Source organism: Nonomuraea sp. 3N208 (assembly GCF_052245935.1).
Taxonomy (GTDB): domain Bacteria; phylum Actinomycetota; class Actinomycetes; order Streptosporangiales; family Streptosporangiaceae; genus Nonomuraea.
Genome location: NZ_JBQQBR010000040.1, coordinates 54,074 through 66,346 on the forward strand (window position 1 = coordinate 54,074; position 12,273 = coordinate 66,346).

11 protein-coding genes and 1 pseudogene are annotated in these 12,273 nt (G+C 67.9%); 6 read left to right on the plus strand and 6 right to left on the minus strand.

Features of this window, described 5'->3' with window-relative positions:
* Positions 1-65: 65 nt before the first annotated feature.
* Both ACTWPT_RS44745 and ACTWPT_RS44750 read left to right on the plus strand, forming a co-directional pair.
* A pseudogene (locus ACTWPT_RS44745) lies at positions 66-779 on the plus strand (MFS transporter); the annotation flags it as partial.
* Between the two features lie 31 nt (positions 780-810).
* Positions 811-1,101, plus strand: a complete 291-nt coding sequence (locus ACTWPT_RS44750) for an FAD-dependent monooxygenase (RefSeq protein WP_443183631.1) — start codon at positions 811-813, stop codon at positions 1,099-1,101.
* Here the strand turns inward: ACTWPT_RS44750 and ACTWPT_RS44755 are convergent.
* Entirely contained in the window at positions 1,098-1,247 is a 150-nt protein-coding gene (locus ACTWPT_RS44755) for a hypothetical protein (RefSeq protein WP_443183632.1), read from the minus strand. The genes ACTWPT_RS44750 and ACTWPT_RS44755 overlap by 4 nt on opposite strands.
* Positions 1,248-1,332: 85 nt before the next feature.
* On the opposite strand from ACTWPT_RS44755, the gene ACTWPT_RS44760 reads away from it, so the two are divergent.
* Positions 1,333-3,273, plus strand: coding sequence for an AbfB domain-containing protein (locus ACTWPT_RS44760; RefSeq protein WP_443183633.1), 1,941 nt, complete (start codon positions 1,333-1,335; stop codon positions 3,271-3,273).
* 284 nt (positions 3,274-3,557) lie between these two features.
* Here ACTWPT_RS44760 and ACTWPT_RS44765 read toward each other — a convergent pair whose 3' ends face one another.
* Positions 3,558-4,523 carry an NADP-dependent oxidoreductase gene (locus ACTWPT_RS44765; protein WP_443183634.1) on the minus strand — a complete coding sequence of 322 codons (966 nt, stop codon included), beginning with the start codon at positions 4,521-4,523 and terminating at the stop codon, positions 3,558-3,560.
* 122 nt (positions 4,524-4,645) lie between these two features.
* Between ACTWPT_RS44765 and ACTWPT_RS44770 the strand changes: the two genes are divergently transcribed.
* Positions 4,646-5,632, plus strand: coding sequence for a GlxA family transcriptional regulator (locus ACTWPT_RS44770; protein ID WP_443183635.1), 987 nt, complete (start codon positions 4,646-4,648; stop codon positions 5,630-5,632).
* 408 nt (positions 5,633-6,040) lie between these two features.
* Entirely contained in the window at positions 6,041-6,409 is a 369-nt protein-coding gene (locus ACTWPT_RS44775; protein WP_246083276.1) for a nuclear transport factor 2 family protein, read from the plus strand.
* Positions 6,410-6,966: 557 nt separating this feature from the next.
* Here the strand turns inward: ACTWPT_RS44775 and ACTWPT_RS44780 are convergent.
* Both ACTWPT_RS44780 and ACTWPT_RS44785 read right to left on the minus strand, forming a co-directional pair.
* Positions 6,967-7,815: an aldo/keto reductase gene (locus tag ACTWPT_RS44780; RefSeq protein ID WP_443183636.1), complete on the minus strand. Its 849-nt coding sequence runs from the start codon at positions 7,813-7,815 to the stop codon at positions 6,967-6,969.
* 30 nt (positions 7,816-7,845) lie between these two features.
* Positions 7,846-8,865: a hypothetical protein gene (locus ACTWPT_RS44785; RefSeq protein ID WP_443183637.1), complete on the minus strand. Its 1,020-nt coding sequence runs from the start codon at positions 8,863-8,865 to the stop codon at positions 7,846-7,848.
* Positions 8,866-8,966: 101 nt separating this feature from the next.
* Between ACTWPT_RS44785 and ACTWPT_RS44790 the strand changes: the two genes are divergently transcribed.
* Complete coding sequence (locus tag ACTWPT_RS44790) at positions 8,967-9,617, plus strand: TetR/AcrR family transcriptional regulator (RefSeq protein ID WP_443183638.1); 651 nt, start codon at positions 8,967-8,969, stop codon at positions 9,615-9,617.
* Between the two features lie 607 nt (positions 9,618-10,224).
* Here ACTWPT_RS44790 and ACTWPT_RS44795 read toward each other — a convergent pair.
* Together ACTWPT_RS44795 and ACTWPT_RS44800 are read right to left on the minus strand one after the other, a co-directional pair.
* On the minus strand, positions 10,225-11,151 hold the full coding sequence (locus tag ACTWPT_RS44795; protein ID WP_443183639.1) for a hypothetical protein: 927 nt from the start codon (positions 11,149-11,151) through the stop codon (positions 10,225-10,227).
* Positions 11,148-12,134, minus strand: coding sequence for a hypothetical protein (locus ACTWPT_RS44800; protein WP_443183640.1), 987 nt, complete (start codon positions 12,132-12,134; stop codon positions 11,148-11,150). The genes ACTWPT_RS44795 and ACTWPT_RS44800 overlap by 4 nt, the downstream gene beginning before the upstream one ends.
* Positions 12,135-12,273 lie beyond the last annotated feature (139 nt).

Consider the following 12,273-nt stretch of genomic DNA (forward strand, 5'->3'; position numbering starts at 1 on the left):
TGCTGGCCACGGCCGGGTGAGTCTGCTGGCCTTCGCGCTCATCGGGCCTTGAATCCGGGTGGACCTCGCCGTCAATCCTCAGCAGCGTCGTGCTGGCCGCCGTGCTGTTGGCCGCGTTCGTCTCGGTCGAAAAGGGCAGCGGCGATGCGCTCATGCCGCTGCGTCTGCTCGGCAACCGCAGCCTGAGCTCGGCCATCGCCGTCATCCTGGTCTTCGGCGTCACGCTCAACGCGCTGCCGTACTTCCTGACCGTCTACTTCCAAACCGTCCTCGGCTACGGTGCGGTGGCGACCGGGCTGGCCTTCCTGGTTCCCGCGCTGCTGATCGCGCTCGGCACCCAACTGGGCGGGCGGCTGGCAGGCCGGATCGGGATGCGCTTGACCCTGCTCATCGGCACCATCGGAGGGGCCGCGGGCACCGCGCTGGTGGCCTTCGGCGTCAGCGCCGATGGCTCATACGTGAACGTCCTGCCCGGGATCGTGATCATGGGGATCAGCCAAGGCCTCACTTGGACCGGCATGTGGATCGCCTCCGCGACCGGCATCGCCGGCCGCGAGCAAGGCGTGGGCTCCGGGTTGGCCTCCACGGCGCTGCAGGTCGGCTCGGCGCTGGGCCTGGCCGTGCTGGTGGCCGCCAGCGGATTGGGCGAGGCGACCGGCGCGGCGCTCGCAACCGGCCTGCGTACGGCGGTGTTCATCGCCGCGGCAGGCATGCTGCTCGGCACCGCGGTCGCGCTCACCTTCGCCGGGAAGCGAATCGCCCAGCCGACGCTGGCCTGAAACCCGTTGGTTGTGTCTGGGAGGAGCTGTGATGTGCGACGTCACGATCGTGGGCGGCGGACCTGTGGGCACGCTGCTGGCCGCTGAGCTTGGGCTGCAGGGCGTCCGGCCGCTCGTGCTCGAACGGCTGGCGGTGCCGTCGGGGGCATCCAAGGCGGGGACGCTGCACGCGCGTACCGCGCAGAGTCTCGATAGGCGCGGCCTCGATCGCGCCGCCGTGGAACGCTTCCGCAGCCAGCTCGAGCTGTACGTCGGCCCCGTCGAAGGCGCCAACCCAGCGGACCCGACGGACGCCCTCGGCCGCACCCCGGGCGACTTCTAAACGTCCACGTCCAGGAAATCGAGCCTGCCTCCCGACACCTCGCCGCCGCACGTAAGGCGGACCCGGAGGTCGAGCTCGTCGCCGTCATCGGCGAGGAGACCCACCTGGCGAGCCAGGACCGTGCCCGAGACAGCGTGGCGCGGCACACGAACATTTCTGTTATCCGCGCCCACCTGTAGCGTCACCTCTCACGAGAGCCTCCACACGGGGGGCGGCGACAGTAAGGCAGCAATGAGCGACAAGGGTTTCGGAAAACCCCCAGCCCGCCACCTGGCCCTCGCCGCGCTCGCGACGGCGGCCGCCGTCTACGGCGCGCAAGGGCCGGCGGCCGCCGCAGCCGTGCGCACCGGCACCTCGGTGGCGCTGCACGGCGGCACCGGCCTGGCCGATCCGGCCAAGGATCCGGGGGTCGATCCCGTCTTCTCCTCTGACGGAGAACTGAACAGGAAGGAGACCTACACCTACCGGCCCTCCGAGCCGGGCGACCACGCCTTGCCACCGGACACGTTCACACTGCGCTACGACGTCTCCCAAGCCGCACAGCGTCCCCTGAAGGCGCAGCTCGTCAAAGCGCGGGCGGAGCTCGCGCGCAGCACCGGCATCGCGCTCTACCTCACCGGCGGGACCGCGCTGAACGACGCCGACCTGACGGCGGTGCAGACCGTGGGCAACGCCGAGAGCGCGGGCGGGCTCGGGCTGACCAAGCTGAACCGGCTGCACATCTACAACCTGCGATCCCTCCAGGGCGGGACCGAATGCACCCCCGACTCCGGGCTGGCCTGCGCCGGGCAGATCGCACGCGGCGGACGCTCGCCGTACCTGTGGCACAACGGCTGGTGGGGGTCGTGGGTCAGGCACCTGGTGCTGGACGATCTGCAGGACATCAAACCCGGCTCCTTCAGCAACCACAACTTCGCCTCGGTCAGCTTCAAGGCCGCCCGCACCGTCGGCGCGATGGCGTTCGGGCACGGGCCGTACGCCAAGCTCAGCGTGCTCTACCTGCCGAGCGTCACGGAGATCGGCGCGAACGCGTTCCGCCGCAACCAGTACCTGACGAAGGTCAACCTCCCGCGGGTGCGGACCATTGACGACTTCGCGTTCGACGACGCTTCCCGCCTGCGCTACTTCAACGCGCCTGAGCTGGAGTCGATCGGCAGGAACGGGTTGAACGATAGCCACGTGCTGAAAGCGGTCAACCTTCCCAAGCTCCGCTACATGGGCATCAACTGCTTCGATCTCAACGGTGACGCCGCCGCCGGGACAGGGATCAAGGTGCTGCGGCTGCCGAGCGTGCAGACGCTGGACAAGAACGCCATCGTCCGCCTCGCCTCGCTCAAGGAGCTGTACGCGCCCGCGCTGACCACCGCCTGGCATGACTCGATCTCCGACAACGCGAGCCTCACCTCGGTCTACGCGCCGAGCCTGAGCAGGCTCGGTCCGCGCGTCTTCGCGCGTGATCCCCAGCTGCGGGCGCTGTACCTCGGCCAGAAGCCACCGGTCCAGGACTCGGCCGCGTTCGCGGGAGCCGACCCGGCCAAGCTGATCATCTACTACACCGGCGACACGTCAGCCTGGGCGAGCTTCGTGCCCGCGGGAAATCCCACGATCAAGTTGGTCAAGCGGATCGCGGATGCGGCGCCCTCCGCCACCCCTGTGCCATCCCCCACCACCACGCCCAGTCGAACAACCACGGCGTCGCCATCACCGACATTCCCGCCGTCGGAGGCCGCCGGACTGCCTACGGGCGTGACACGGTCCTTCCGGTCGGTCGGCACTCCTGACGCGTTCATCCAGGACCTGCGCGGCCAAGCCCGGCTTGTCACCAGCCGCGACACCGACCCGGCCGCATCCCGGCAGGGCGCCGGCTTGCGCATCGTGCCAGGCCTTGCCGATCCCAAGGGATACTCCTTCATCGGCCTCGACGGCCGTTACCTGCGGCACAAGCACTTCCGGCTGCGTTTCGACCGCAGTGACGGCAGTTCCCTGTTCAAGAAGGACGCGACCTTTTACACCCGTCCGGGCTCGATCACCGGATCGGTGACGCTGGAGTCGCTGAACTACCCGGGCCGGGTCATCCTCCACCGCGACCGTCAGCTATGGCTCGCTGCCCGGCAAGGGACCGCCGCCTTCCGGACCGCAAGCTCCTTCCAGCCGGTCCTGCCTCTCGGATGACCCACGGCGTCCGGCCGTCACCCACGGCACGATCCGCAAGATGATCCAGGCAGCCCTCACTGACACCGGTCTGACCGACCCGGTCAATGGCGGGCTGCTCAACTACACGGCCCCACGACTTCCGCAGGCTGTTCATCACCGACGCCATCCTCAATGGCCTGCCACCGCATATCGCCCAAGTCATCGCCGGGCACCGCGACATCAACGTCACGATGGGCTATAAGGCGATCTATCCCGAGGAATCGATCCAAGCGCACCAGGCGTTCCTGGCCCGGCGCCGCAGGTCATCCGGCGACAGTGAGCACGATCTTTCCGGCGGTACGGCCGGTCTCGCCGAGCTCGTGAGCCTTGGCCGCCTGCTCGAACGGCAGGACGGTGTCGACCTCGACGCGCAGCCGCCCTGTCTCGACGAGCTCGGCGATCGTTGCCATCGCGGCGTTATCCGGCTCGACGAGGACGGAGCCCGCCCAGATGTCGCGCTCCCCGGCCTGCCGAAGGAGGTCCTCGTCAGGCTCCGATGCGAGTCGGACAAGGGTGCCACCGTTGCGCAGCGTCCGCAGGGAACGCACCCCATAGTCACCACCGATGCTGTCGATGACCAGGTCGACGTCGCGGACCGTCTCGGCGAAGTCCCTCTCGGTGTAGTCGATCACGTCGTCGGCGCCCAGCTCACGTACGAAGGCGTGCTTGGGCGTACGAGCGGTACCGATCACGTACGCGCCGAGATACTTGGCGAGCCGCACGGCCAGATGGCCGACCCCGCCGGCCGCGGCATGGATCAACACGCGCTGGCCCGGCTGCACGTTCGCGGTGTCGTATAGGACCTGCCACGCGGTGAGCGCCGCCAATGGCAGCGCCGCGGCGTGCACGTGGTCGAGGCCGGCCGGCTTACGAGTGAAGTGTCGTGACGGGGCGGTCACGTACTCCGCGTAGCCGCCCGCCTTGTGCGGGAAGCGCGGCATGCCGAAGACCTCGTCACCCGGCCGGAAGCGGGTGACCCCGAGACCTACCGCCTCGACCACCCCGGACACGTCCCAGCCGAGGATGGCGGGCGGATCGCTCAGCAGCCTGCCATGCGTCCGTGACTTCCAGTCCGTCGGGTTGACGCCGGCCGCGTGCACCCGGACCAGGACCTCCGTCGGCATCGGCTCAGGACGGTCCACCTCGGCCAGGGTCAGCACTTCGGGGCCGCCCGCAGACTCCTGGATGATCGCGCGCATCCGTGCCGCCGCCGTCGTGTCTTCGCTCATGGGAAGAACGCTCCTTCAAAGCCGGGATGAGTGCGCCGCGACTGCGGCGCCGGTGACCAGCCTCCGCGATGGACGGGCCCGGAAGAAGTGGCATGATTGCCATTGTGCGCAAGGATAACGCCATGCATCGCGTCGTCGTACTCGCCCTCGACGGCGTGATCCCGTTCGAGCTGAGCATCCCGTCCCGCGTCTTCGGCACCGCCGTGGGCCCGAACGGCGAACCGCTGTACGAAGTCATCACCTGCACCGTCGACGGCCGCCCCGTGCGGACCACGGCGGACTTCACCATCGCCGTCGAGCATGGAGCGGAGGCCCTCGCCACCGCGGACACCCTGATCATCCCCGCCGCCTACGGTTCCGAGATGATCCACGAGCTGGGACGGCTGCCGGACCCGCTCCACGCCGCGCTCGCGACCGTGCGGCCGAGCACTCGCATGGTGTCGATCTGCGTCGGGTCGTACGTGCTGGCGGCGATGGGTTTGCTCGACGGTCGGCCGGCGACCACACACTGGGGCCATGCTGAACACTTCCAGCGGCTCTTCCCCGGTGTACGGGTGGATCCGGATGTGCTGTTCGTCGACGATGGCGATGTGCTGACTTCGGCGGGCGCGGCGGCCGGGGTGGACCTGTGCCTGCACCTCGTCCGCCGCGACCACGGCAGCGAGGTGACGAACCAGGTGGCTCGTGGCTGTGTCGTCCCGCCATGGCGCGAGGGCGGCCAGGCCCAGTACATCGAACGGCCCGTGCCGGCGCCGTCGACGGCCAGTACCGCGCACACCCGCGCCTGGGCCCTGGAACGCCTGCACGAGTCGCTGCCGCTGCCGGAGTTGGCCGCGCATGCGCGGATGAGCGTACGCACGTTCATCCGCCGCTTCCGCGAGGAGGTCGGCATGCCGCCGGGGCAGTGGCTGATCCGGCAGCGCGTGGACAGGGCTCGTCATCTGCTGGAAGCGAGCGACCTGCCCGTCGACCTCATCGCCCGCCAGACCGGCTTCGGCACGACGTCCTCGCTCCGTCACCACCTGCACGCGGCGATCGGCGTCTCGCCGATGGCCTATCGGCGCACCTTCCACACGCACGAATCGCCACCCGAGCACGCCGAGGTCTGACGCATGGGGACACGCCTGGCCCGGACATTGATCGAAGTGTTGCCGCTGCACTGGCACGTGGTGGCGGGGGTGGGCCGCTGCGAGCGCGTGAGGACTGGCCAGTGGGCGTGCGGGGCCGGCCCGGTCTCGCCGTGCTACTCGATCACGAGCTCCGGTTCGCCAGGAGGAACAGCAGACCGGTCAGATCTTCGCCTTGGGGCGCGCGAGTGTTCCGCGTGCGATGAGCTGTTCGGTGATCTCCCAAATCAGCTCGTGGGAGATGATCACGGTGGTCACGGGTGCCGGAATTTAGGGTCAGTTGTCGAAGTGATGTCAAGAACGCTCTGGCCGCTCCGACCTTCCTACCGAGGGAACCGCCGGTTCGCACAGCGGCGCCTCATGGACGACACCCGATTCGAAGGAGCAGACATGTCACGGAACATTGAGACCGTCAACACCTACCTGGACGGTTTCCGTAAGAACGATCACGAGCAGATCCTGTCCTGCCTGACTGACGACATCGAGTGGACCGTCTTCGGCGCCTTCCACCTGACCGGCAAAGACGCCTACGACAGGGCCATCGACGGCCCGCCCGAACTCATCGACCCTCCCCACCTGGAGGTCGTGCGCATGGTCGAGCAGGGCGATGTCGTCATGGCGGAACTCACCGGGACGGTGAAGCGAGTCGCGGGCGGCGAGATGCGCATGTCCATGGCGGAGGTGTTCGTCATGCGCGACGGCAAGATCGCTGAGCGTCGTGCCTGGGTCATCGAGCTAAAGGAGAACGACTACCGCTGACTGGAGGAGCTCGTTCACGGGCGGCCCGGCTCGGCGACGACAATGCCCCTGGGCCGCCCGGCATCTGGAGTGCCACGGCCTTCGCGACCAGACTTCCCCACAGGACCTGGAATCTGCCACGTCGAGGTGAACGACCGGGACCGCCAGCGTGCACACGTACTTGTCGGACCGCAGCTCGGCGGGCGTCGTTACCGACAAGTCCACCCGGAACGGACACGGGCCTTGCTCGTCCGCCATCCCCCTTCACCAGTCCATCCGCTATGAGCCGCCACTTCAGGATGAAGAAGACTGACTGATCCAAGGGATCAGGCCTTCCGCCCCATCCTTCGCATGACCGCGTTGTGGCTGGAGGGCGGGGTGCAACTAGATCTCCTTCGGGGCAAGACTAGCGCGGCGTGTGCGGGAAACGATCATGTTCCCTTCGGGAAGCGATCATTGTGTGTCCGGGAAGCGATCAGCGAACCGTCGGATCTGTGCAGCTCAGCCGTACTCGTGAACGCCCTGATACCGAAGGCGTCGGCTCTGCCTCCATAAGAAACACGATTGGGTTCGAGGGGTCATGCGACGTGTTGTTCGGAAAGTTCGGCCAGATCGTCAATGGTGAGGCGAAGTCCGTCTGCGGCGATGTTGCCAGTCAGGTGGTCGAGCGAGCTGGTGCCGGGGATGGCCAGTGTCACCGGTGACGTCGCGAGTAGCCAGGCCAGGGCGACCTGTGCGGGCGTGGCCTGGTGGCGGGCGGCGACGCTTGTGATGCGGGCCGTGTCGAGCCGGGCTCTGCCGCCGCCGAGTGGAGAGTACGGCACGTAGGCGATGCCGTCCTGTTCGCACCGTGCGAGAACCTCGGCGTCGCTTCGGTTGTAAATGTGGAACTGGTTTTGCACCGCGGCGACCGGGGCGATGGACCGTGCCTCGGCGAGCTGGGTCTCGTCGATGTGGCTGACGCCGAGGTGCCGGATCAGTCCCTCGTGGCGCAGGTCCGCGAGGACCGTGAAGCGTTCGCCGAGTGATTCGCCGCCGGCGGTGTCCATGCCGCCCACGCGCAGGTAGACCAGGTCGAGGTGGTCCAGGCCGAGGCGGCGCAGGTCCTGTTCGACCAGACCGCGCAGTTGAGCGGCGGCGGCCTCGCCAGGGGAGCTAACTTTGGTGGCGATCACCAGGTCTTTCGGATACGGCGACAACGCTTGCCGGATCAGCTCGTGCGCATGGAGGTCACCGAACCCGTAGGTGCCCGCGGTGTCGATGTGGTTCACCCCGAGCTCCACGGCACGGCGCAGCACCGCAACGGCCGCCTCGGGATCGCGAATGGAGCCGCCGAGGGCGAGCCGCATCGCGCCGAAGCCCAGCCGGTTGACCCGCAGGTCGCCACCCAGCAGGAAGGTATTGGCCGCGATCATGTTCACGTTCATGCTCCTTCGTGTCGTGCTGACCCGGTCTGGTCAGCCGCGGTAGTAGTCGGCCAGCGCGGTGAAGGCGGCCTTGGGTTCCCACGGCATGTCCGGATACGTGGCGCCGTTGCGGTCTTCGAGAACCTTGACGATGCCGAGACTGGCCAGGTCGAGGTCGTGGCGAGGGTCGTCGGGGCGGTGCGGGAAGTTGTCGAGCGCGAAGAGATACACAAAGGTGCTGTCAACGCCTTCGGCCTCAAAGATCTCCAGCAACTCGCGCAGGTAGGTGGCCTGGCCGGCCTCGTCGCGGACGTAGTCCCCATTCAGCCCAACCGGGCGACCGGTCTTGTCATACTCGACGATCTCCATACTGCGCGGTGCGACGTCGCCGGCGCCCCGCCAGGTAGCCGTGCCGAAACCGGTGATCGCGACCGGCTTTCCCTGCGCGACAAGGTTGCGCACGCCTTCCCGGAATCGGTTGGCCACCTCGGCAGACCGGATGAGTTCGACCGACATGATGTCGAAGAGGGTCCAGTCGATGCGCTCGAACGGTATGCAGGCATAGGTGATCTTCCCCCGAAAACACTCGCGTACCGTCGTGACGGCCTCGCCGAGAAAGTCGTTGAGGCGGGCACTCGCCTCGGCGAGCCGCTCGGCCCGGCCATCGGGCTGGCTCAACAGCAGACCGAGCCGCTCTTCTATGTTGTCAGCGGGAAAGAACCCCCGGTTCATGATGCTCAACTCGACACCGGTAACGAACACGACGTCGGCTCCCGCCTTACGGACCCGCTCCGCCCGCTGCGCGCAGTCGGCGAACAGCGACAGGATCTCCGTGGTCGTCAGTTCCAGCGGATAGGGCGAGAACCAGACCTCCAGCCCGAGCTCGGCGGCGCAGCGGGCAGTCAGTTCCAGCCGCTCCGGATCGCCACCGACGACGTGAACGGCATTGCAGTGCAGGTCATCACGGATGATGGCCAGCTCCCGCCTGACCACGTCGAGATCGAAGCGCTCACGAGAGATCACGCCGTTACGAACAAAGCCGGTGTCGTACGCGATGCCCTTGGCACGCATGGGTTTGGTCCTTCCTGCCGGGATCCGACGGCCCGACACTAGAACGTAAAGTGCGTGCGCGCAAGTTTGCGTGTACGCACTTTGACTGGCATGCTTGGACGGTGACGACACGACGGACGGGGCTGCGCGAGCAGAAGAAGCAGGCCACCAGGGAGGCTTTGCGCGAGGCGGCCCTGCGGCTGGCCCTGGAGCGTGGACTGGAGAACGTGCGTGTCGACGACATCGCCGAGGCAGCCGGAGTCTCGCCGAGGACCTACAACAACTACTTCTCCAGCCGCGAACAGGCAATTGTCGCCGCCGTCACCGCCGAACGAGAGGCACGAGTCGCGGCGGCGGTCGCTGCCCGGCCCGCCGTCGGCCTCGCCGACGCCGTGGTTGAGGCGATCGTGGAGCAGTACACCGACCCGGGAGAGAACCATCGCGATGCGCTGCTGCTGATCATCGCCCGCCCCGCACTGCGCGACGCGTTCGTCGACACCGCCGGCGCGGTCGAACACCCCCTCGCCGGCGTGATCGCCCAACGCCTCGGCGACACCGACCCGCACACCCCCCGTGTGCTCGCGGCGAGCGTGGCCGCCGCGATTCGGGTCGCACTCCACCATTGGGTCCAGCCGAGGACCGCGTCTCCCACGACCAGCGGGCTCGTCGTGCCATCCGGCTCGCTACCCGACCTGCTCCGCACCGCACTCGCACCACTCGCACCGGCACTCGACACGGCCGAACAACGAGCACAACAACACTCGCCTCAGTGACTCGGAAAGCGCCCCCGGTGAAGCCGAATGCAAACAACACAACCGTCTCCAGCATGAAGGGCCCCACGAAGCCAGTGTCGGGAAACGATCACTCGTCGTGCAGGAAGCGATCTTTTACGCCGTCTCTCCGCTCCAAGCCAAACCCACTCGTGAACACCCCACCCAGGGCCGTTCTTGAAACGGCTGGACTGAAGTTGACGGGATCCCGTCTGATCATCGAGATCAGACGGGATCTTGTCGTTTCAGGAGGTTTCCGAATCGGGTTCGTCATGGTTTGGGAGCTGCGGAGCAGGTGTCCGGGAAGGCCCGGTGATGTCAAGGCGCTGGTGGAGGCCCGAGTTCGCGTCGCTGGGCATGGCAATGCCGGCTCCGGGCTGCGTGCGCGACAAGGTGATCTGAATTGCCAATTATGGAGCGGGTGGTGGCCTGCTCCGGCCCGCGAGCGGCGAGCGGTCGAGGCGCTCTGCTGGGATCTCGAGGATGTCGGCGGATGGTGTCGAACTCGTCTGGGGCTGGTGGGTGTGGCGCCACTGGTCGAGGAAGTGGTCGTTGGCGACGGTGACGAGCAACGCGACCAGGATGGTCTGGGCGACGCGCCAGTCTTCTCTTATCCATGTGGCAGGCGGTCCAGGATCTGGCGGACGACCGCGGTGGCGTCGTTGCTTCGGACCTCCAGCACGAGGTTGCTCACCCGGACCCACAGCGTGCCCTTCAGCCGAAAGGCCTCGTCCCCCAGGCCCTTCACGGTCTTGGCCGGCCGCTTCCTGTAGTAGGCGAACATCTCCTTGGCCACCTCGAGCCCGCTCTTGCCGTTCCACGGTGGCGCGTGCCGTACCGTCAGGGACGCACCTTCGCGACGGCAGGCGGTCGCCGGGCCGGGAGAGCCGTCCGCCAGCAGTGAGCACGCGTACGGAGCCGCGGCGAAGCGCCCGTCCGCCGCGTTCGCGTTGGCGGCGGGCGCGGGCCTGTCCATGACTTCCGCCACCCACAGGGCGGCCTTCCGCAGGTTGTCGCGCTGCCGCGGGTCGGCGGCCTCCTCGGCCGTGGTGTACCGGAGAGCGATCACCGCATTGCTGAGCCGGTAGATCATGTACGTGGTCGCGGTCACCTGATGGACGGCCGACTCGTCACCCACCCCCGGAGCCGGGCTGGAGGGGCGTTCGGCCATAACCCGGAGCTGCTCCCACGGAGCCCTGGCCGGGGATGTGACCGGCTGCTTGAAATACGTGCGTGCCGCCGTGACGTCCGCGGCCACGTGAACGTCGACCAGGAGCGTGTAGACCGAGGACGCCGGCAGGCGGATAGGGCCCGGGAGCGACCACAAGCACCCCGTTTCGGAGTAGTGCGACCGGCCGAGCGGGACCAGGTGCTGCGCCTGCTCGATGGTGAGCAGGGAGCACGGATCAGGGAGACGGGTGTACCGGGTGGGTCCCGCCTGCGGCGTACTGGCCGTCGGGGAGGGTCTTGCCGGCGCGAGATCCGCCGAGCACGCCGTGGCCAGCAGCACCAGAAGTACCGCGAGGATCCTGGTCACGACAGATCCTCCACCAGCCACCGGGCGGCCTGCTGCGCTTGGGCCGGGGTTCGCGCCGTGAGGCTGCCGATCAGGTTGGATTTCCTGAAGACCACCCCGGAGCCGATGACGAGCGCCTCGTCCCCGATGTCCACGGAAGTCGACTCCGGGGACTTCCATCCGGCGAACATCTCCTTCGCCTGGGCGACGGCGTCGCCCGCCGGACCCCGCTGAGGCGCGTGGAAATCCAGGAACAAGCGTTTCTGGAAAGTCCGCCAGGACCACGTGCAGCTCTCGGCACTGAGCCCCGCCCTGCCGCCGACCTCCACGCCCAGATCCTTGAGCTGTGCCGGGGTGAACATGGCGCACGCGATCGGCGTCTCCGCGTAGATGCCGGGCGCCGACGTGGGCGCGGGCTCCGGCGGGCTCATCCTGTCGAGCGTGGCGGCCATGCTGCTGCTCACCGACAGCGCGCCTTGGCGCAGGCGCTTGGCGCTCACCCGGCCGTCGATCGCGGTGTAGGCGACCTTGAACAGGAGGTTGCCGGCGCGGAAGGTGACGTAGACGCGCTCCAGCTCTTTCGTGCGCGGCCTGCGGTGATCGACGGTGTGGGCCTCGTCGCCCACGCCTGCCACCGTCCGCGCCACCGTCGTGGTGACACTGCGCCGCTTCTCGGTGGGTACGCCGATGGCGGGCCACTCCCAGATGGTCAGCAAGGAGGGAGCGAGGTCGTTGGCCAGGCGCTTCCGGTAGAGCTCGTGGGCCTGCGCGTTGGTCGAGCCCCACGGCTCCCGCTCGGGGTCTTCCGTGATCGACTCGGCCGTTAGGCCCACGCCCTGGCCCGTCCAGGCGCACTCGTATCTGTCGTGATTCGCCTTGGCGCCTGGTACGAGCTGCTTGACCAGGCTTGCGTCCACCAGCGCGCACAGGTCGATCGGTACGGGGAACCTCGGTTGCGCCGCCGGTGCGTGCAGCGGGTTGAGCCACAGGAGCATGGCGATCATCGCGCGCATGATGCGAGACGGTAGCGCCCACCGGTATGTCGCGGGTATATCAGGTGGCGGATACGGGCGCAGAGTAGGGCGGCCGGTCGGGTCGCCCCGGGCGTCTCAGCCCGGGGCTCCCACAGAACCGACCCTCGGG

Bases quoted from the DNA above. Each gene is read 5' to 3' on its own strand.
- ACTWPT_RS44750 (WP_443183631.1), top strand. From the start codon at position 811: ATGTGCGACGTCACGATCGTGGGCGGCGGACCTGTGGGCACGCTGCTG.
- ACTWPT_RS44760 (WP_443183633.1), top strand. From the start codon at position 1,333: ATGAGCGACAAGGGTTTCGGAAAACCCCCAGCCCGCCACCTGGCCCTC.
- ACTWPT_RS44765 (WP_443183634.1), bottom strand. From the start codon at position 4,523: ATGAGCGAAGACACGACGGCGGCGGCACGGATGCGCGCGATCATCCAG.
- ACTWPT_RS44770 (WP_443183635.1), top strand. From the start codon at position 4,646: ATGCATCGCGTCGTCGTACTCGCCCTCGACGGCGTGATCCCGTTCGAG.
- ACTWPT_RS44775 (WP_246083276.1), top strand. From the start codon at position 6,041: ATGTCACGGAACATTGAGACCGTCAACACCTACCTGGACGGTTTCCGT.
- ACTWPT_RS44780 (WP_443183636.1), bottom strand. From the start codon at position 7,815: ATGAACGTGAACATGATCGCGGCCAATACCTTCCTGCTGGGTGGCGAC.
- ACTWPT_RS44785 (WP_443183637.1), bottom strand. From the start codon at position 8,865: ATGCGTGCCAAGGGCATCGCGTACGACACCGGCTTTGTTCGTAACGGC.
- ACTWPT_RS44800 (WP_443183640.1), bottom strand. From the start codon at position 12,134: ATGATCGCCATGCTCCTGTGGCTCAACCCGCTGCACGCACCGGCGGCG.